At 72.2% G+C, this 18,814-nt stretch carries 17 protein-coding genes; 6 read left to right on the top strand and 11 right to left on the bottom strand.

The window, feature by feature from the left end:
* Positions 1-135: 135 nt before the first annotated feature.
* The 7 genes from BZY54_RS21660 to BZY54_RS21630 all read right to left on the bottom strand — a co-directional run bounded on the left by BZY54_RS21660 (position 136) and on the right by BZY54_RS21630 (position 7,247).
* Positions 136-948 carry an ABC transporter ATP-binding protein gene (locus tag BZY54_RS21660; protein WP_086726921.1) on the bottom strand — a complete coding sequence of 271 codons (813 nt, stop codon included), beginning with the start codon at positions 946-948 and terminating at the stop codon, positions 136-138.
* The gene (locus BZY54_RS21655) at positions 941-1,870 is read right to left on the bottom strand and encodes an ABC transporter permease (protein ID WP_086726920.1); all 930 of its coding nucleotides are present in this window, start codon (positions 1,868-1,870) and stop codon (positions 941-943) included. Before BZY54_RS21655 ends, BZY54_RS21660 begins: the two co-directional genes overlap by 8 nt.
* A gap of 105 nt (positions 1,871-1,975) precedes the next feature.
* The gene (locus BZY54_RS21650; RefSeq protein WP_086726919.1) at positions 1,976-2,869 is read right to left on the bottom strand and encodes a glycosyltransferase family 2 protein; all 894 of its coding nucleotides are present in this window, start codon (positions 2,867-2,869) and stop codon (positions 1,976-1,978) included.
* A 5-nt stretch (positions 2,870-2,874) separates the two neighbouring features.
* Positions 2,875-3,654 carry a CDP-alcohol phosphatidyltransferase family protein gene (locus BZY54_RS21645; protein WP_086726931.1) on the bottom strand — a complete coding sequence of 260 codons (780 nt, stop codon included), beginning with the start codon at positions 3,652-3,654 and terminating at the stop codon, positions 2,875-2,877.
* A complete protein-coding gene (locus BZY54_RS21640; protein WP_086726918.1) occupies positions 3,632-4,693 on the bottom strand; it encodes an iron-containing alcohol dehydrogenase family protein in 1,062 nt (353 codons plus the stop codon). The genes BZY54_RS21645 and BZY54_RS21640 overlap by 23 nt, the downstream gene beginning before the upstream one ends.
* Positions 4,681-5,433 (bottom strand): phosphocholine cytidylyltransferase family protein, encoded by a 753-nt coding sequence (locus tag BZY54_RS21635; RefSeq protein WP_086726916.1) that lies wholly within the window; start codon positions 5,431-5,433, stop codon positions 4,681-4,683. Before BZY54_RS21635 ends, BZY54_RS21640 begins: the two co-directional genes overlap by 13 nt.
* Entirely contained in the window at positions 5,430-7,247 is a 1,818-nt protein-coding gene (locus BZY54_RS21630) for a DUF5941 domain-containing protein (protein ID WP_086726914.1), read from the bottom strand. Before BZY54_RS21630 ends, BZY54_RS21635 begins: the two co-directional genes overlap by 4 nt.
* Before the next feature lie 291 nt (positions 7,248-7,538).
* On the opposite strand from BZY54_RS21630, the gene galE reads away from it, so the two are divergent.
* The 3 genes from galE to idi all read left to right on the top strand — a co-directional run bounded on the left by galE (position 7,539) and on the right by idi (position 10,384).
* Complete coding sequence (gene galE / locus BZY54_RS21625) at positions 7,539-8,510, top strand: UDP-glucose 4-epimerase GalE (protein ID WP_086726912.1); 972 nt, start codon at positions 7,539-7,541, stop codon at positions 8,508-8,510.
* 138 nt (positions 8,511-8,648) lie between these two features.
* The gene (locus BZY54_RS21620; protein WP_086726910.1) at positions 8,649-9,581 is read left to right on the top strand and encodes a cation diffusion facilitator family transporter; all 933 of its coding nucleotides are present in this window, start codon (positions 8,649-8,651) and stop codon (positions 9,579-9,581) included.
* A gap of 212 nt (positions 9,582-9,793) precedes the next feature.
* On the top strand, positions 9,794-10,384 hold the full coding sequence (idi, locus tag BZY54_RS21615) for an isopentenyl-diphosphate Delta-isomerase (protein WP_086726909.1): 591 nt from the start codon (positions 9,794-9,796) through the stop codon (positions 10,382-10,384).
* Positions 10,385-10,461: 77 nt separating this feature from the next.
* Here idi and BZY54_RS21610 read toward each other — a convergent pair whose 3' ends face one another.
* Positions 10,462-10,965 carry an ATP-binding protein gene (locus BZY54_RS21610; protein WP_086726908.1) on the bottom strand — a complete coding sequence of 168 codons (504 nt, stop codon included), beginning with the start codon at positions 10,963-10,965 and terminating at the stop codon, positions 10,462-10,464.
* Positions 10,966-11,313: 348 nt separating this feature from the next.
* On the opposite strand from BZY54_RS21610, the gene BZY54_RS21605 reads away from it, so the two are divergent.
* A complete protein-coding gene (locus BZY54_RS21605) occupies positions 11,314-12,060 on the top strand; it encodes an enoyl-CoA hydratase/isomerase family protein (RefSeq protein WP_086726906.1) in 747 nt (248 codons plus the stop codon).
* A gap of 46 nt (positions 12,061-12,106) precedes the next feature.
* Here BZY54_RS21605 and BZY54_RS21600 read toward each other — a convergent pair whose 3' ends face one another.
* Both BZY54_RS21600 and BZY54_RS21595 read right to left on the bottom strand, forming a co-directional pair.
* Positions 12,107-12,742, bottom strand: coding sequence for a DJ-1/PfpI family protein (locus BZY54_RS21600; RefSeq protein ID WP_086726905.1), 636 nt, complete (start codon positions 12,740-12,742; stop codon positions 12,107-12,109).
* 41 nt (positions 12,743-12,783) lie between these two features.
* Positions 12,784-13,743, bottom strand: a complete 960-nt coding sequence (locus BZY54_RS21595) for a GlxA family transcriptional regulator (RefSeq protein ID WP_086726903.1) — start codon at positions 13,741-13,743, stop codon at positions 12,784-12,786.
* A 151-nt stretch (positions 13,744-13,894) separates the two neighbouring features.
* On the opposite strand from BZY54_RS21595, the gene BZY54_RS50950 reads away from it, so the two are divergent.
* The gene (locus tag BZY54_RS50950) at positions 13,895-14,026 is read left to right on the top strand and encodes an LPFR motif small protein (RefSeq protein ID WP_279634696.1); all 132 of its coding nucleotides are present in this window, start codon (positions 13,895-13,897) and stop codon (positions 14,024-14,026) included.
* Between the two features lie 297 nt (positions 14,027-14,323).
* Positions 14,324-16,693, top strand: coding sequence for a Tex family protein (locus BZY54_RS21590; protein WP_086726901.1), 2,370 nt, complete (start codon positions 14,324-14,326; stop codon positions 16,691-16,693).
* Positions 16,694-17,172: 479 nt separating this feature from the next.
* On the opposite strand, the gene BZY54_RS21580 is transcribed toward BZY54_RS21590, so the two are convergent.
* Entirely contained in the window at positions 17,173-18,813 is a 1,641-nt protein-coding gene (locus tag BZY54_RS21580; RefSeq protein ID WP_086726897.1) for an ABC-F family ATP-binding cassette domain-containing protein, read from the bottom strand.
* Between the last annotated feature and the right edge of the window lies 1 nt (position 18,814).

Genomic DNA, 18,814 nt, shown 5'->3' with positions numbered 1-18,814 from the left:
TCACGGGGGTGTCCCGCAGATCACAACAACACACCGATCGGTGTCAAGATTCCTTGGCTCCTGAGGAGTTGACGTTTCCTTTGCAAGACGCGGGGCCCCACCGGAGCAGTTCCGGCGGGGCCCATGAGGCGCAGACTACTTGCCCGTGAACTTCTCGTACTCCTTGAGCACCTCTTCAGTGGGCCCGTCCATGCGGAGTTCCCCCCGTTCCAGCCACAACACCCGGTCGCAGGTGTCTCGGATCGACTTGTTGTTGTGGCTGACCAGGAACACGGTGCCGGCCTCCTTGCGCAGCTCCCGGATGCGCTCCTCGGACCGCTTCTGGAAGGCCCGGTCACCGGTGGCCAGCGCCTCGTCGATCATGAGGACGTCGTGGTCCTTGGCGGCGGCGATGGAGAACCGCAGCCTGGCCGCCATACCGGAGGAGTACGTCCGCATCGGCAGCGTGATGAAGTCGCCCTTCTCGTTGATGCCGGAGAAGTCGACGATCTCCTGGTAGCGCCCCCTGATCTCCTCGCGGGACATGCCCATGGCCAGCCCGCCCAGGATGACGTTGCGCTCGCCGGTGAGGTCGTTCATCAGCGCCGCGTTCACGCCGAGCAGCGAGGGCTGGCCGTCGGTGTAGACCCTGCCCTTCTCGGCGGGGAGCAGGCCGGCGATGGCGCGCAGCAGGGTGGACTTGCCCGAGCCGTTGGAGCCGATCAGGCCGATGGCCTCGCCCCGGTAGGCGACGAAGGACACCCCGCGCACGGCGTGCACCTTGCGCACACCCCGCGCCGAGTCGTCCGAGCCCCTCTTGAGGATGCGGCTGAGGGCGGCGGTGGCACTGCCCTTGCCGGACTTCGCGCCGTTGACGCGGTAGACGATGTGCAGCTCGTCCGCGATGACGGTGGGGACCCGTGCCCCGTCGTTCCGCGCGGCGCGCCTGCCCGAGTTCTGGTCAGCCACGGCCGTACCTCTCCTCCGCCTTCCAGAAGTACACGAAACCGCCGCCGAAGACGGCCACGGCCCAGAACAGGGCGAGGGCCCACACGTGCGGCGGGAGGTGGGAGGCGCCGTAGCCGTCGATCAGCGCGAAGCGCACGAGGTCCATGTAGACCGCGGCGGGGTTCGCCTGCATCAGGCGGATCACCCACTCCGGCTTCCCGACCAGCATGCCGCTGATGGAGAACATCACGCCCGAGGCGTACATCCAGGTACGCATGACGAACGGCATCAGCTGGGCGAGGTCGGGGGTCTTGGCACCCAGCCTGGCCAGGATCAGCGCCAGGCCGGAGTTGAACAGGAACTGCAGCACCAGCGCCGGGACGATCAGCAGCCACGACAGGCCCGGGTAGTTGCCGAACCCGATCGCCACGAGGAACACCACGACCATCGAGAACAGCAGCTGCTGGAGCTGCTGCAACGCGAACGAGATCGGCAGGGAGGCGCGCGGGAAGTGCAGCGCGCGCACCAGGCCGAGGTTGCCGGAGATGGCCCGCACGCCCGCCATGACCGAGCTCTGGGTGAAGGTGAACACGAACACACCGATCACCAGGAACGGGATGTAGGTGTCGTGGCCCATGCCCCGGCTGGCCTTGAGGATGACGCCGAAGATGAAGTAGTAGACGGCCGCGTTCAGCAGCGGGGTGGCCACCTGCCAGACCTGGCCGAGCTTGGCCTGGCTGTACTGGGCGGTCAGCTTCGCCTGGGAGAAGGCGAGGATGAAGTGGCGACGGCCCCACAGCTGGCGTACGTACTCCATGAGCGGGGGCCGGGCGCCGCTGACGGACAGCCCGTACTTGGCGGCGAGCCGGTCCGCCGGCAGTCCCTCGTCGGGCGACGGAGCCGCGCCGAGGGCGACGCCGCCGTCATGCGTTGTCTCACTCACAAGTGGATACTTTCGTCTTCGAGATGCGCACCCTGCGCGGATCTACAGGCGAGGCGCGAGCACGGGCCGGGTGTGGCCGGCCGGTGCTCCCAGGGAACGAGCTTGTCAGATGACCGGCGGCCGGCCCAGCCGGGTGAGCCGCCATACCGTGCGCCACTTCATGGGCCGGCGCGGTCCGCACGGCGCGGTCCACCCCTCCTTGAAGCCTCCGAACCAGGCCTTCAGGGCCGAGCGCGCGGGGCGGCGGGCGAGGGTGAGCAGCAGCCAGACCCCGAGGTAGACCGGGACCAGGAGGGCCGGGAGGTTGCGGCGGGCCAGCCAGACCCGGTTGCGGGCGACCATGCGGTGGTAGACCGCGTGCCGCGAGGGCGCGGTCGCCGGGTGGTACAGCACCATGTCGGACCGGTAGTCGATCATCCAGCCCGCGTCGAGGGCCCGCCATGCAAGGTCGGTTTCCTCGTGCGCGTAGAAGAATTCGTCCGGCAGGCCGCCGACGTCCGCGAAGACCTTCGTGCGTACGGCGTTGGCGCCACCGAGGAAGGTGGTGACCCGGGAGGAGCGCATCGGGTCGGAGGCCCGCAGCCGCGGCACGTGGCGGCGCTGGGTCTGTCCGGTCTCCGGGTCGGCGATGCGGAAGCTGATGATGCCCAGCTTCGGGTCGGCGGCGAAGGCCTGCCGGCACAGCTCGGCGGTGTCGTGGCGGGCGAGCAGGCCGTCGTCGTCGAGGAAGAGCAGGATGTCCGCCTCGCGGCCGCCTGGGCCGAAGGCCTCGATGCCGACGTTGCGGCCACCGGGGATGCCCAGGTTCTCGGGCAGCTCGATCGTGCGGACACTCGATGAGAACTCCGAGACGTCCGGGACGGGCGAGCCGTTGCCGACGACCACCACCTCGACCCGGTCGCCGTCCTGCTTGGCGACCGAGTCGAGCAGGGCCCTGAGCTCGTCGGGGCGGTTGCCCATGGTGATGACGACGGCCCCGACCTTCGGCGACGTGCCCACGCCCCTCACCGCAGCCTGCTGGAGGCGAGGATGGACACCAGGTGCAGCAGCGTCTGCACCAGCGCGATGCCGGCCAACACGGCGGTGCCGAGCCGGGTGAAGAACAGGTCGCCGCGGGCCTGGTCCACCACGGCGAGGACCAGGATCAGCAAAGACGCCTCGATCCCGAGGATCAGCCGGTGGAACTTGAGCGCCGCGGCGGCCCGGCGGGCCAGCGCCATCCCGGACGAGCGCGGCTCGGCCGCGGCCTCCCGCACCGGAGGCAGCCCGCCCTGGTGGCGGGCGACGCCGACGAGGTCGGTCTCGGCCTTGATCAGGATCGCGCCGAGCGCGGCCAGGGTCCCGAGGAAGGCCCACAGCCAGTCGATGCGTCCGCCTCCCCACAGGTCGGCGGCGCGCAGCCCCAGCCCGACGAGGACCGCCGCGTCGGTCAGATAGGCCCCGACCCGGTCCAGGTAGACGCCGCCGAGCGAGAACTGCTGCTTCCAGCGCGCGACCTCGCCGTCGACACAGTCCAGCAGCAGGTACAGCTGGACCGCCACCACGCCCAGCACGGCGCCCCAGATCCCCGGCACCAGCAGGGCCGGGGCCGCGAGGACGCCGAACAGGGTCATCAGGTAGGTGAGCTGGTTGGGCGTGACCCTGGTCCCCACCAGGTAGCGGTCGATCCGCAGGGACACCTCGCGCATGTAGAGGCGTCCCGCCCAGTGCTCGCCGCTGCGCCGGTCCTTGACCCCCGCGGGGTGGACGACCGGTCTGAGTTCAGCTACCGATGGCCTTGACATAGTCGGCGTAGAGGTCCTTGATCTGGTCGGTCTTGAGGTCGAGGTGTTCGAGGATCGTGTAGCGACCGGGCCGGGTCTCCGGGGCGAACTCCACGGCGCGGACGAACTCGTCCACGGTGAAGCCGATCTCCTCCGGCAGCACGGGCAGCCCGTGCCGGCGCAGCACCGCGGCCATGAAGGCCGACTCCTCGTGGGCCCCGCGCAGGTACATCGCGAAGGCCGCGCCCAGTCCGCACTGCTCGCCGTGGCTCGCGGCGCGCTGCGGGAACAGCAGGTCGAAGGCGTGGTTGATCTCGTGGCAGGCCCCGGAGGACGGCCGTGAGTCGCCCGACACGGACATGGCGATACCGCTGAGCACCAGCGCCTCGGCGAGCACCTGCAGGAAGTCGTTGTCGCCGATGCCGCCGGGGTGCCGCAGCACCGCCTCGCCGGCCTGCCGGGCCATGGCGGCGGCCAGGCCGTCCACCTTCTCGCCGTTGACGCGGTTGGACAGCTCCCAGTCCGCGACGGCCGAGATGTTCGAGACGGCGTCGCCGATGCCCGAGCGCACGAAGCGCGCCGGGGCCTCGCGGATCACGTCCAGGTCGATGACGACCGCGATCGGGTTCGGCACGCCGTACGAGCCGCGGCCCGCGTCGTTGTCGAGGGTGGCGACCGGGGAGCACAGGCCGTCGTGCGCGAGGTTCGTGGGCACGGCGACCAGGGGCAGGCCGACGCGCGCCGCGGCGAACTTGGCGCAGTCGATGATCTTGCCGCCGCCGAGGCCGACCACCGCGTCGTAGCGGCCGGACTTCATCTGGCCGGCCAGCCGGATCGCGTCGTCGAGGGTGCCGCCGCCCACCTCGTACCAGGTGGCACCGGGCAGCAGGGGCGCGATCCGCTCGCGCAGCAGGGCCCCGGAGCCGTTGCTGACCGCGACCGCCAGCCGCCCCGAGTGCGAGACGCGCTCGTCGGCGAGCACGCTCGCCAGGTCGTTCAGCGCACCGGGGCGGATGTCGACGGCGACCGGCGTCGGGATGAGCCGGGTCAGTACTGGCACGCGATCTCCCGGCCCTTGGCGAGGTCGTCGTGGTTGTCGATCTCCACCCACTTCACGTCGCCGATCGGCGCCACGTCGATCTGGAAGCCGCGGTCGACCAGCTCCTGGTAGCCGTCCTCGTAGTACAGCTGCGGGTCCCGCTCGAAGGTCGTCCGCAGCGCGTCGGCCAGCTCGGCCGCCGCCTCGCCCTCGATCAGCGTGACACCGATGTACTCGCCGGTCGCCTCCGCCGGGTCCATCAGCTTGGTGATCCGCCGCACGCCCTTGTCGGGGTCGACGACGACCTTCATCTCCTCCTCGGCCAGGGACTTCACCGTGTCCAGGGCGAGGATGATCCGCTTGCCGTCGCCGCGGGCGGCCAGCAGGGTCCTCTCCACCGAGACCGGGTGGACGGTGTCGCCGTTGGCGAGGATCACGCCGTCCTTCAGTGCCTCACGGCCGCACCACAGGGAGTAGGCGTTGTTCCACTCCTCGGCCTTGTCGTTGTCGATGAGGGTGAGCTTCAGGCCGTACTTCTGCTCCAGCGCCGCCTTGCGCTCGTACACGGCCTCCTTGCGGTAGCCCACGATGACCCCGACCTCGGTCAGACCCACCTCGGCGAAGTTGCCCAGGGTCAGGTCCAGGACCGTCAGGCTGTCCTCCGCGCCCTCGGGCCCCACCGGCACCAGTGCCTTGGGCAGGGTGTCGGTGTAGGGGCGCAGACGCCGTCCGGCGCCGGCCGCCAGCACGAGGCCGATCATGCGGGTTCTCCTTCGTCGTGTACGGCGGGCGCGCCGCCCTTGTGGGCGGACACCCAGAAGCGGATGCTCTCGGTGAGCACCAGCACGGCCACGAGCACGGCGAGGACCGTGAGCGTGACCTTGAACTGAGCGGCGGTGAGCAGTGCGGCCAGCACGGTGACGAGCAACGTCCGCCCCTCCTGCCCCCCTATGGCGCGCACCAGCAGGGCCGGTGGCGCTCCGGCGTTGCCGCGGATGCGGTACACCGTGTCGTAGTGATGGTAGGCGACGGCCGCAACCAGCCCGAAAGCCGCCGGCAGTGCTCCGTTCACATCGGCCCTGACCGCCAGGGCCAGCACGGTGCCGTACTCGGCGGCGCGGAAGAACGGCGGGACGAGCCAGTCCAGGGCGCCCTTGAGGGGGCGCGCGACGGCGAGGGCCGAGGTGAGGACGTACACGAGGGCGCCGAGGACCGGCCAGGGCCCGCCGAACCCGGTCAGGGCGGCGGTGGCGGTGACGGCGAGGCCGCCGAGGAGGGCGGCGGCCGGCGTGACGAAGCCGGGCAGCCGGCGGGCGGGCCCCCGAAGGAGGCGGCTCAGGCCCTCGGCGAGCGGTCCGCTGTCGGCGAGGGCGGCGAGCGCCCGCCCCGCGCGGTCGGTGCGGGTGGCCCTGCGGGTCACCGAGCGCAGTACGCGGCCGCCCATGGTGTACGTCGCCGCGAAGGCGCAGCCGATGAGCAACGCGTAGAAGGTGATGCGGGGGGTGGTGGCTGCCGTGAGGATTGCGATCATGGCCCAGCGCTCGCCGATGGGCAGGACGATCATCCGGCGCAGCCAGACCGTCCAGCCGACGTCGTCGAGCCGGTCGGAGAGGGCGGCGGTGGGGCTGGTGTTGGCGGTGGCGTCGTGGTTGGCCTCGGTGAAGGAGAAGTCGACCACGTGCCGGCAGGTCTGCAGGACCATGGCGCCGAGCGCGAGGGCCCACACGTCGTCGCCGCCGCGGGCGGCGCCGAGGGCGAGTCCGGCGTAGTAGGCGTACTCCTTGGCCCGGTCGAAGGTGGCGTCCAGCCAGGCGCCGAGGGTGGAGTACTGGAGCGAGTAGCGGGCGAGCTGTCCGTCGGTGCAGTCCAGCACGAACGAGGCGATGAGGAGCACGCCGGCAGCGACGAACCCGCCGCGGGTGCCGGTGGCGGCGCAGCCGGCCGCTATCAGCGCGGTGAGCAGGGACGCGGTCGTGACCTGGTTGGGGGTCAGGCCCCGGCGGGCGCACCACCGGGCGATGTAGCGCGAGTACGGGCTGATGAAGTAGGTGGTGAAGAAACCGTCGTGGGCCTTCACGGCCGATTTCAGGCGGACCGCCTCGTCGTCCACGGCGGCGACGGCCTGCCGGGCCTCGTTGCGGGCCTGGGGGTCGGTGGGGACGACGGCGACCAGACTGCCGAGCGCGGGGTGGTGCACGTCGGCGCCGTCCGCCTCCAGGGCGGTGGTGATCCGGTCGGCGAGGCTGTCGACGGCGACCGCGGTGCCGCCGCCGGCGGAGTTCTCCCGGGCCATCGCCCGGGTCAGCACCTGTCTGCCGGCCGGCTGGGCGGTGACGGCGCCGGGGACGGCGGCGAGCGGGTAGCGCGGGTCGGTCAGCCCCAGACGCAGGGCGTGCAGATGGCCGACGAACCCGGCGTCGACGACGGCGACCCGCCGGTCGCCGGGTACCTGGGCGAGAAGGGTCTCGGCGGCGGAGACGTCGGCGGCGATCCGCACGTCGAAGCCGAGGGACTTCAGATCGCCCTCGATCGACGATCCGGGCACCGGCCGGCCGGTGAGGATAGCGGTCGACAACCGAACTCACTCCCTGGTGCCGACGCGTCCGCGCCGGTCATGTGCATGGTGGGGGGCGCCGTTTGCCTGTGGCACCCGGGCGGCATGTCGGCAGAGGCTATCGGATACCCGGAAGCCCTCGTTCACCGGCCGTTCATGGGCTGATCGACGGGGCCTGCTGCAGGCCGTGGCTGCGATCATCATGGTCGATCGGGCCGCCGGGCCACAAACTCCGCACCAGATCGGGCATTCCCCCCGCATATGTCCACGACCGCGGGCCCTGCTCCCTGGACCGGCATAGGGTGAAGGACCATGACATGGCTGATCACCGGCGGGGCCGGTTACATCGGGGCACATGTGGTGAGGGTCATGGCCGGTGCCGGGGAGCGGGTGGTCGCGCTCGACGACCTGTCGGCCGGGCACGCGGCGCGGCTGCCCGAGGACGTGCCGCTGGTGCGGGGGTCGTCGCTGGACGGGGAGCTGCTCAAGCGGGTGCTCGCCGAGCACGAGGTGACCGGTGTGGTCCACCTCGCGGCACGCAAGCAGGTCGCCGAGTCGGTGGCGCAGCCGACCCGCTACTACCAGGAGAACGTGGGCGGCCTCGCGACCCTGCTCGACGCGGTGGCCGAGGCCGGGATCCGGCGTCTGCTGTTCTCCTCGTCGGCGGCCGTCTACGGCAACCCCGATGTGGACCTCATCACGGAGGACACCCCGTGCGCCCCGGTGAACCCCTACGGTGAGACGAAGCTCGCCGGGGAGTGGCTGGTCAGGGCGGCGGGGCAGGCGCACGGCATCGCGACCACGTGCCTGCGCTACTTCAACGTGGCCGGCGCCGCCGCCCCGGAGCTCGCCGACACCGGCGTCTTCAACATCGTGCCCATGGTCTTCGACCGTCTCACCCGCGGCGAGGCCCCGCGGATCTTCGGCGACGACCACCCCACCCCGGACGGCACCTGCGTGCGCGACTACATCCACGTGGCCGACCTCGCGGACGCGCACCTCGCCGCCGCCCGGCGGCTCGCCGACCCGGACGTCACCGGTGACCTGACGCTGAACATCGGGCGCGGCGAGGGAGTGTCGGTGCGCGAGATGATCACGGTCATCGGCGAGGTCACCGGCGAGCGGCGGACACCGCTCGTCGAGGGCCGCCGCCCCGGGGACGCGCCGCGCGCAGTCGCCTCGGCCGAGCGGGCCGCCGCCGAGCTGGGCTGGCGGGCCCGGCGCGGGGTACCCGAGATGGTCTCCTCGGCGTGGCGAGGGTGGCAGCTGCACCACGGCAGCTGAATCGTCGCGCGCCCTGACCTGCGCTTCGTTTACGCAGGTCAGGGCACATGACAACGGTGTTCAGTGCCGCGTTGCCCGATACCCCCCACCCGTAGTTCACTGTGATCCCGAGCGGAACACAGGAGGGCGGTCAGTCTCATGGGGGCCGGTCACGACCACGGGCACACGCACGGCGCCACCGGTACGGCCGCGGCGGCGCACCGCGGCACGCTGCGCATCGCACTGTCGATCACGCTGACCGTGATGGTCGTCGAGATCGTCGGTGGTGTGCTCGCGGACTCGCTCGCGCTGGTCGCGGACGCCGCCCACATGGCGACGGACGCCCTCGGGCTCGGCATGGCGCTGCTGGCGATCCACTTCGCCAACCGACCGCCGAGGGGGAACCGCACCTTCGGCTACGCGCGGGCCGAGATCCTCGCCGCGCTCGCCAACTGTCTGCTGCTGCTCGGCGTCGGCGGCTACGTCCTCTACGAGGCGATCCAGCGGTTCCTCGCCCCGGCCGGCACCGACGGCGGACTGATGATCGTCTTCGGTCTGATCGGCCTGGTGGCGAACTCGGTCTCCCTGGCGCTGCTGATGCGCGGCCAGAAGGAGAGCCTGAACGTGCGCGGCGCGTTCCTGGAGGTGGCCGCGGACGCGCTGGGCTCGCTGGCGGTCATGATCTCGGCGGCGGTGATCCTGCTCACCGGCTGGCAGGCCGCCGACCCGATCGCCTCCCTCGCCATCGGCCTGCTGATCGTGCCGCGCACCGTCAAGCTGCTGCGCGAGACCCTCGACGTGCTGCTGGAGGCGGCCCCGAAGAACGTCGACATGGAGGAGGTACGGGCGCACATCCTGGCCCTGGACGGCGTGGATGACGTGCACGACCTGCACGCCTGGACGATCACCTCCGGTCTTCCGGTGCTGTCCGCGCACGTGGTCGTCAGCTCCGACGTGCTGAGCGCCATCGGCCACGAGAAGCTGCTGCACGAGCTGCAGGGCTGCCTCGGCCACCACTTCGACGTGGAGCACTGCACCTTCCAGCTGGAGCCCGGCGGGCACGCCGAGCACGAGGCGCGCCTGTGCCACTGAGAATGCGCGTTCCCGCTGCCCGGGGGTGCCCGGACGGTTCCGCGCGGGTCCGGCCGGGCACGATCATCTACCGGGTCACTCCTGGGGCGCCGGACCGGTGACGGCCGCTGTCCACGGCTGAGGCGTGGGACATGCGGGTGTGCCGGGAAGTGCCGGGAGTGCCGGTTTCGTACGGCAGACTTGGGGCTCGAGGACCGATGTGAAGGATGGGTATGCCGATCACACCTGCTACCGCGACGCACAGCTCGTCGAACGGCACCGCGGACGCGATCTTGCTGGAACTCGTCGACGAGGACGGCGTGACGATCGGCACCGCGGAGAAGCTCGCCGCCCATCAGCCGCCGGGGCAGTTGCACCGCGCCTTCTCCGTGTTCCTCTTCGACGAGCACGGCCGGCTTCTGCTGCAGCAGCGTGCGCTCGGCAAGTACCACTCCCCGGGTGTCTGGTCCAACACGTGCTGCGGTCACCCCTACCCGGGTGAGGCGCCCTTCGCGGCGGCGGCCCGGCGGACGTACGAGGAGCTCGGGATCTCGCCGTCGCTGATGGCCGAGGCGGGCACGGTCCGCTACAACCACCCGGACCCGGACTCGGGTCTGGTGGAGCAGGAGTACAACCACCTCTTCGTCGGTCTGGTGCAGGCTCCGCTGCGTCCGGACCCGGAGGAGGTCGGCGCCACGGCGTTCGTGACGCCCGCGGAGCTCGCGGAGCGGCACGCCAAGGAGACGTTCTCGTCCTGGTTCATGACGGTGCTGGACGCGGCGCGTCCCGCGATCAGGGAGCTGACGGGCCCGGCGGGCTGGTGATCGGCTGGCACCGTCCGGTGACACGATCGGTCACCGGACGGGGCCACCCGATCACCGGACGGGCCTGAGTCGACCGGTCACGGGAGGGGTTTGAGCGGCAGGGCGGCCCAGATCACCTTGCCGCCGCTCGCCGTGTGCTCGACGTCGCAGACCCCGCCCGCCTCCCGGGCGATCTCGCGGACCAGCAGCAGTCCGCGTCCGCCGGTGCGCCCGTGGTCGGTCTCGAGCGCGGTCGGCCGGTAGGGGTGGTTGTCCTCCACGGAGACCCGCAGCCACTCGGCACCGACGGCGACCTCCACGGCGAGCATCGGCGAGAGCACGGCCGCGTGCCGCACGGCGTTCGTGACCAGCTCGGACACGATCAGCAGCAGCCCGTACACCAGGTCGTCCGGCGCCGGTACCCCCTGGCGGCGCAGCAGGTCCCGCACCGCGTGGCGGGCCTGGGGGACCGAGGCCTCGACGGCGGGCGCGGTGAACCGCCAGACCCCCTCGTACGGCGGCGGATCCGGCGGCCGGACGTCCAGGAATGCCTCCGCACCGGCCGCAGGGCGCGGCCCGTCACCACGCCCGTGGTTGTCCATTGCCCAGTCGCCGCCCTCGCGCTCGATTGTCACCACACGTCGAGTGTTGGTAACGCGGTGCTTCGCCCCAAAGGACTGAACGGAAGTCAGCTGGTTTCCAGCAATTTCCGACCGTTTGCGCCTGTGCCGGTCGTGGCTGCGACCGTTCTTGTCCGGTCCGCGCCGACTTTGCGAACTCTTCGGGTAGTACGTGTCGCCACGGCCGCCCCTTCGCCACCGTGCCCGGCCGCGGCACACTCCTGACCGTGCCGAGGCCGGCCGCCGTCCGCGTCCCCGGCCCCGCCTGTCCTGCTGCCGCCCACCGCACCCTGTGAGCAAGCGCTTGGCCTGGCGGATAGCATCCGGCGCATGGAGCCCCAGTTGTCGCACCGGGTCGTCGACTCGGTCGCCACCGTCGTCGTCCGCCACCCGGCCAAGCGCAACGCCATGACGGCCGCGATGTGGCGGGCGCTGCCGCCGTTGCTGGACGGGCTGGCCCGTGACCCGGGCGTGCGGGCGCTGGTGCTGACCGGGGAGGGCGCGACCTTCTGCGCGGGCGCGGACATCTCCACGCTGCAGGACACGCCCCAGGAGGCGCAGGCGCTGGCGGTGGCGGCCGAGGAGGCGCTGGCCGCGTTCCCCAAGCCGACGCTCGCCGCCGTGCGCGGTCACTGCGTCGGCGGTGGGGCCCAGCTCGCGGCGGCCTGTGATCTGCGGCTGGCCGAGGAGGGGGCGCTGTTCGGGGTGACCCCCGCGAAGCTCGGCATCGTCTATCCGGCCTCCTCCACCCGGCGGCTGGTGTCGCTGGTGGGGCCGGCCACCGCCAAGTACCTGCTGTTCTCGGGCGAGTTGATCGACGCGGAGCGGGCGCTGCGCACCGGCCTCGTCGACGAGGTGCTGCCCGAGGGCGAACTGGACAAGCGTATATCCGAGTTGACGCGGGTCCTGGTGTCGCGTTCCCAGCTGACCCAGGCCGCGGCCAAGGAGTTCGCGAACGGCCGGACGGACCGGGACGCCCACTGGGCCGAGCAGGCGGCCGGCAGCGGCGACACCGCCGAGGGGGTCGCCGCGTTCCTGGAGCGCAGGCGGCCGCGCTTCACCTGGAGCGTTTCCTAGAGCGTCTCGGAACACCTCCGGCGCCGGGCCGCGCCCGGGGCGTGGCTCAGCTCAGGACGAAGCGGCTTTTGGCGCGGAACTCCTCGACGAGGTGGGCGGGGGCCTTCTGCGGGGATCCGGCGTCGTAGGGCGGCTGCGGGTCGTACTCGGTCAGCAGCTGGACGGCCTGCGCGTGTTCGTCGCCCGCGATGGTCCCGAGCAGGGTCAGGCCCATGTCGATGCCGGAGGAGACCCCGGCCGCGGTGACGTACTTGCCGTCCACGACCACCCGCTCCCCCGTGGGCTCGGCCCCGAAGGGCCTGAGGTGGTCGAGGGCGAGCCAGTGGGAGGTGGCGCGGCGGCCCTTGAGGAGCCCGGCGGCGGCCAGCAGCAGCGAGCCGGTGCACACGGAGGTGGTCCAGGTGCTGGTGGCGTCGGCCGCGCGCAACCAGTCCAGCAGGGCCCGGTTCTCCATCTGCTGCGTCTGGCCGGGTCCGCCGGGGACGACCACGATGTCGGGGCCCGGTACCTCGGCGAGGGTCCGGTCGGCCGTGATCGCCAGGCGCCCGGTGTCGGTGCGGACGGGACCGGTGCGTTCGGCGACGAAGACGGTGTCCGCGTCGGGCAGGCGGCCCAGGGTCTCGTAGGGGCCGACGGCGTCGAGGGCGGTGAAGCGGTCGTAGAGGACGATGGCGATCTGCATGGATGGTTCCTTTCGTTGAACGTCCTGGGTCGCCGTGGTCTTCAGTGGGCGGGCGCGGGGCGGAACCGGCGGCGGTACTCGGCCGGGGCCACGCCGAGCCCCCTGACGAAGGCGCGCCGCATCGCCTCGGGTGTGCCGTAACCGCTGGCGCGGGAGATCTCCTCGACGCCGCCGGGCGTCTCCTCCAGCAGGCGGCGGGCGTGTTCGAGGCGGACCCGGTCGACGTACCGGCCGGGAGTCGTGCCCGTCTCGGCCTGGAAGGCGCGGGCGAAGTGGCGTGGCGAGAGGGCGGCACGGGCGGCCAGGGACTCGACGCTCAGATCGCCCGCCGGGTTCTCGGTGATCCACTGCTGGACGTCCCGCAGGGGTTCGCGCCGTGCCGTCTGCGCGGCGAGCTGGGCGCTGAACTGGGCCTGGTTGCCGGGCCTGCGGAGGAACACCACCAGGTGGCGGGCGACGGTGAGCGCGGCGTCCCGGCCCAGGTCCTCCTCGACGAGCGCGAGGGCCAGGTCGATGCCCGCGGTGACACCCGCCGAGGTGGCCACCTTGCCGTCGCGCACGAAGATCGGGTCGGGATCGACCTCGACGCCGGGGTGCTGCCGGGCGAGTGTCTCGCAGTACGCCCAGTGCGTGGTCACCCGGCGGCCCTCCAGGAGCCCGGCGCGGGCGAGGAGGATCGCCCCGGTGCACACGGAGACGAGCCGCTGCGCGCGGGGGCCGTTGCCGCGCAGCCACTCCACCACTCGCTGGTCGGGCCGGCGGGTGCCCTCGCCGCCCGGGACGAGCAGGGTGTGCGGCGCGGGCGCCTCCGTCAGGGACCCGTCGGGTACGACGGTCAGGCCGCTGGAGGTGCGCACCGGGCCGCCGTCGAGCGAGGCCGTACGGACGCGGTACGTCCCCGGGCTGTGCCGCTCGGCACCGGAGAAGACCTCCACGGGTCCGGTGACGTCCAGGCTCTGCACGCCGTCGAAGAGGACGACGAGAAGGGTTCGCTGTGCCATGGCTCCGATTCTTGGCGGCCCGGCACAAGGCCGCAACGACGGATTTCCCACCTTTCCTGCCATGCGCTGTGTGACGCGCGCGCATGACGCGCGGCCACGGCGGTACTCGTCGTGCTCCGGTCACCGGACCGGAGGGAGAAGGGAGATGACCGTGTTCCGTGCCATCGCAGACGTGCTGCGGCAGGTGGGCGCGGCGATCGCCACGGTGGTGACGCTGCCGTTCCGCGCCCTGGCCCGGCTCTTCGGCGGAGCGTCCGCCACGACCCGCCGCAGCGGGGCCTGACCGGCCCGCCGGCACGCGGGTCAGGGCCTGACGGCCCGGCGCGGCGGAGTCGCCGGCGCTGAGCCCGGCCCGCCGCGCGGGAGCGGGACCCGACCGGTGCGCGAGGCGCAACTCGCCCAGCCCGGTCCGGCCGTCCTCGCGGGGCGTCCGTCTCGACGCAACCGCTGCGGCCCGGTGCCGGGGAGCCGGGGCGGTGGCGGAAATCCGCCCCGCCGGGTCGCGCCCTGTCCGCCCGGCTGTCGGTGCCGCCTGTCACAATTGCCGCGCAAGCCGAAGCGGAGAAGGCGGTACGGGAACGTGACGACACCCCTCACAGGGTCCATCGAAGGCAGGATCGCCGAGGAACTCGGCGTACGGGAGCGGCAGGTCAAGGCCGCCGTGGAACTGCTCGACGGCGGTTCGACGGTGCCCTTCATCGCCCGCTACCGCAAGGAAGCGACCGAGATGCTCGACGACGCGCAGCTGCGCACGATCGAGGAGCGGCTGCGCTATCTGCGGGAGCTCGAGGACCGACGGACGGCGATCCTGGACTCGGTGCGCGAGCAGGGCAAGCTCACCGAGGAACTGGAGGCGCAGATCCGGGGCGCCGAGACCAAGGCGCGGCTGGAGGACATCTACCTGCCGTACAAGCCGAAGCGGCGGACAAAGGCGCAGGTCGCGCGCGAGGCGGGCCTGGAGCCGCTGGCCGAGGGCCTGCTGGGCGACCCGACCGTCGAGCCGTCGGCGGCCGCTGCGGCGTTCGTGGACGCCGACAGGGGCGTCGCCGATCCGCAGGCGGCGCTGGAGGGCGCCCGGGCGATCCTCACCGAGCGCTTCTCGGAGGACGCGGACCTGATCGGCGAGCTGCGCGAGCGCATGTGGGTGCGCGGGCGGCTGGCCGCCAAGGTGCGCGAGGGCAAGGAGGAGGCCGGCGCGAAGTTCGCCGACTACTTCGACTTCGCCGAGCCGTTCACCGAGCTGCCCTCGCACCGGATCCTCGCCATGCTGCGCGGCGAGAAGGAGGAGGTCCTCGACCTCGTCCTGGAGCCGGAGGAGGCGACGGAGGGACCGTCGTCGTACGAAGGGATCGTGGCGCACCGCTTCGGCATCGCCGACCGCGGCCGCCCCGGCGACAAGTGGCTGGGCGACACGGTCCGCTGGGCCTGGCGCACCCGGATCCTGGTCCACCTCGGCATCGACCTGCGCCTCAGGCTGCGCACGGCCGCCGAGGACGAGGCGGTGAACGTGTTCGCGGCCAATCTGCGCGACCTGCTGCTGGCCGCCCCGGCCGGTACCCGTGCGACGCTGGGCCTGGATCCCGGTTTCCGCACGGGTGTGAAGGTCGCCGTCGTCGACGCCACCGGCAAGGTCGTGGCCACTGACGTGATCTACCCGCACGTTCCGGCCAACCGGTGGGACGAGGCGATCGCGAAGCTGGCGCGTCTCGCCAAGGAGCACGCCGTCGAGCTGATCGCGATCGGCAACGGCACGGCCTCCCGGGAGACCGACAAGCTCGCCGGTGAACTGATCGGCAGACACCCGGAGCTGAAGCTCACCAAGGTGATGGTGTCGGAGGCGGGCGCGTCGGTGTACTCGGCGTCGCAGTACGCCTCGCAGGAGCTGCCGGGCATGGACGTGTCGCTGCGCGGCGCGGTCTCCATCGCGCGCCGCCTGCAGGACCCGCTGGCCGAACTGGTCAAGATCGATCCGAAGTCGATCGGGGTCGGCCAGTACCAGCACGACCTGTCCGAGGTGAAGCTGTCCCGCTCGCTGGACGCGGTGGTCGAGGACTGTGTGAACGGCGTGGGCGTGGACGTCAACACGGCGTCCGTGCCGCTGCTCGCGCGGGTGTCCGGCATCACCTCCGGGCTCGCCGAGAACATCGTCGCGCACCGGGACGCCAACGGGCCGTTCAGGTCCCGCGCGGAGCTGAAGAAGGTGCAGCGACTCGGCCCGAAGGCGTACGAGCAGTGCGCGGGCTTCCTGCGCATCCGCGGCGGCGACGATCCGCTGGACGCCTCCAGCGTGCACCCGGAGGCCTACCCGGTGGTCCGGCGCATGGTGAAGACCACCGGCCAGGAGGTGGCCTCGCTCGTCGGCAACACGGGGGTGCTGCGCTCGCTGAGGCCGGCCGACTTCGTCGACGACACCTTCGGTCTGCCGACGGTCACCGACATCCTCAAGGAGCTGGAGAAGCCGGGCCGCGACCCGCGGCCGGCGTTCAGGACGGCCACCTTCAAGGAGGGCGTCGAGAAGATCTCCGACCTGTCCCCCGGGATGATCCTGGAGGGCGTGGTGACGAACGTGGCGGCCTTCGGCGCGTTCGTGGACGTCGGCGTCCACCAGGACGGCCTGGTGCACGTGTCGGCGATGTCGAGGACGTTCGTCAAGGACCCGCGGGACGTGGCCAAGCCGGGCGACATCGTCAAGGTGAAGGTGCTGGACGTCGACATCCCGCGCAAGCGGATCTCGCTGACGCTGCGCCTGGACGACGAGGCCGCGCCGCAGGAGCGGCAGGGCGGCGGCGAGCGGCGGCAGCGCGGCGGGCGCCCGCCGCAGCAGCGCCAGGGCCGCGGCGGCGGTGGCGGTGGCGGTGGTTCGCGTCAGGCGCCTCCGCCCGCCAACAGCGCGATGGCCGACGCCCTGCGCCGCGCGGGCCTGCTCGACTCGAAGAAGGGCCGCCGCTGACGGCCGCGCGCCCGGCCCCGCCGCAGGGGCCGTGGGCCGGGCCCGGGCTCGCCGCGTGATCGGGGCGGGTCCGGGCCGGTCCGTCCCCTCGGGGACGCGGCCGGCCGTGTCACGCGCCGCGTGTCGTGCGCCGGCGGCGGTGACGTACCCGCGACCGCTATCGCGGGTACGGGCCCGGGGGTAGCGCCGAGTAGGGCCGTGGGGCCGCGTGGCCGGACGAGAGCCCGGGCTGGAAGGCGCCCGACGGCTGCCCCGTACGCATCACTTCGTCGAGCTCCCGGCGTATGCTCGTGGCCGCGTCACGGACTCGTGCGGGCACGTCGCCGCGCTCGGCGACGAGTTGGTGGTAGATGGGGGCGTCTTGGAACATGGGCAACCAGGCCTTTCGGTCGGGAGTCTCGCTGCGCGAGGCAACGGTTGCCGAGTGTAAAGCCCCGCGTCGACGGCACTCACCGGCGGTACTCCGGTCCCCGAGACGGCTAACGCTCGGTCACCTTGCCGTCAGCCACCTCCAGATGACGGGTCGTCCGTACCGCCTCCAGCATGTGGCGGTCGTGGGTGACGAGGAGCAGCGTGCCCTCGTAGGAGTCCAGTGCCGACTCCAGCTGTTCGATGGCCGGCAGGTCGAGGTGGTTGGTCGGCTCGTCCAGGACCAGCAGGTTGACGCCCCTGCCCTGGAGCAGGGCGAGTGCGGCCCGGGTGCGCTCGCCCGGAGAGAGGGTCGCGGCGGGGCGCAGCACGTGGTCGGACTTCAGGCCGAACTTGGCGAGCAGCGTGCGCACCTCCACCGGTTCGGTGTCCGGGACCGCCGTGCGGAAGGCGTCCAGCAGCGTCTCGGGGCCGTGGAAGAGGCGACGGGCCTGGTCGACCTCGCCGACCAGTACACCGGAGCCCAGGGCCGCGTGCCCCGCGTCCGGTGAGACCCGGCCCAGGAGGGCGGCCAGCAGCGTCGACTTGCCGGCACCGTTCGCGCCGGTGACCGCCACCCGGTCCGCCCAGTCGATCTGCAGGGAGACCGGGCCGAGCACGAAACCGCCGCGCCGCACCTCGGCGTCGCGCAGCGTGGCGACGACCGCGCCCGAGCGCGGGGCCGCCGCGATCTCCATGCGCAGCTCCCACTCCTTGCGGGGCTCCTCGACGACCTCCAGGCGCTCGATCATGCGCTGGGTCTGACGGGCCTTGGCGGCCTGCTTCTCGCTGGCCTCGCTGCGGAACTTGCGGCCGATCTTGTCGTTGTCGTTGCCCGCCTTGCGCCGGGCGTTCTTCACGCCCTTGTCCATCCAGGCGCGCTGCATCTGGGCCCGTTCCTGGAGGGCGGTCTTCTTGTCGGCGTACTCCTCGTAGTTCTCCCTGGCGTGCCGGCGGGCCACGTCCCGCTCCTCCAGGTAGCCCCCGTATCCGCCGCCGTAGAGGTTGATCCGCCCCTGGGCGAGGTCGAGTTCGAGGACCTTGGTGACGGTGCGGGTGAGGAACTCGCGGTCGTGGCTGACGACGACCGTGCCGGCGCGCAGCCCGGTCACGAATCGCTCGAGGCGTTCCAGGCCGTCCAGGTCGAGGTCGTTGGTCGGCTCGTCGAGCAGAAAGATGTCGTAGCGGGAGAGCAGCAGGGACGCCAGTCCGGCGCGGGCCGCCTGGCCACCGGAGAGGGAGGCCATGGGCTGGTCCAGGTCGACGGCCAGGCCGAGGGAGTCGGCGACCTCCTCGGCGCGCTCGTCGAGGTCGGCGCCGCCGAGTCCGAGCCAGCGCTCCAGGCTGCTCGCGTACCGGTCGTCCGCGCCCGGGATCGCGTCGACGAGGGCCTGGGTGGCCTCGTCCATCGCCCGCTGGGCCTCGGCCACTCCGGTGCGGCGGGCCAGGAACCGGCGCACCGTCTCGCCCGGGCGGCGTTCCGGTTCCTGCGGCAGATGGCCGACGGTCGCCGTCGGCGGGGAGAGCGTGAGTTCGCCCTGCTCGGGCACGTCCAGCCCGGCGAGCATCCTGAGCAGCGTGGACTTGCCCGCGCCGTTGGCACCGACCAGCCCGATCACGTCCCCGGGCGCGACGACGAGGTCGAGCCCGGCGAACAGGGCGCGGTCACCGTGTCCGGCGGCGAGGTTCTTGGCGACGAGGGTGGCAGTCATC

The organism is Streptomyces carpinensis (assembly GCF_002154505.1).
In the GTDB taxonomy this organism is placed as follows: domain Bacteria; phylum Actinomycetota; class Actinomycetes; order Streptomycetales; family Streptomycetaceae; genus Streptomyces; species Streptomyces carpinensis.
This window is presented reverse-complemented; position numbering and strand designations above follow the sequence as displayed.

Excerpts from the sequence above, each read along its gene's own strand:
- galE (WP_086726912.1), top strand. The coding sequence starts at position 7,539 with ATGACATGGCTGATCACCGGCGGGGCCGGTTACATCGGGGCACATGTG.
- BZY54_RS21580 (WP_086726897.1), bottom strand. The coding sequence starts at position 18,813 with ATGACTGCCACCCTCGTCGCCAAGAACCTCGCCGCCGGACACGGTGAC.
- BZY54_RS21610 (WP_086726908.1), bottom strand. The coding sequence starts at position 10,965 with ATGGACAACCACGGGCGTGGTGACGGGCCGCGCCCTGCGGCCGGTGCG.
- BZY54_RS21635 (WP_086726916.1), bottom strand. The coding sequence starts at position 5,433 with ATGATCGGCCTCGTGCTGGCGGCCGGCGCCGGACGGCGTCTGCGCCCC.
- BZY54_RS21645 (WP_086726931.1), bottom strand. The coding sequence starts at position 3,654 with ATGTCAAGGCCATCGGTAGCTGAACTCAGACCGGTCGTCCACCCCGCG.
- BZY54_RS21605 (WP_086726906.1), top strand. The coding sequence starts at position 11,314 with ATGGAGCCCCAGTTGTCGCACCGGGTCGTCGACTCGGTCGCCACCGTC.
- BZY54_RS21595 (WP_086726903.1), bottom strand. The coding sequence starts at position 13,743 with ATGGCACAGCGAACCCTTCTCGTCGTCCTCTTCGACGGCGTGCAGAGC.
- BZY54_RS21600 (WP_086726905.1), bottom strand. The coding sequence starts at position 12,742 with ATGCAGATCGCCATCGTCCTCTACGACCGCTTCACCGCCCTCGACGCC.
- BZY54_RS21620 (WP_086726910.1), top strand. The coding sequence starts at position 8,649 with ATGGGGGCCGGTCACGACCACGGGCACACGCACGGCGCCACCGGTACG.
- idi (WP_086726909.1), top strand. The coding sequence starts at position 9,794 with ATGCCGATCACACCTGCTACCGCGACGCACAGCTCGTCGAACGGCACC.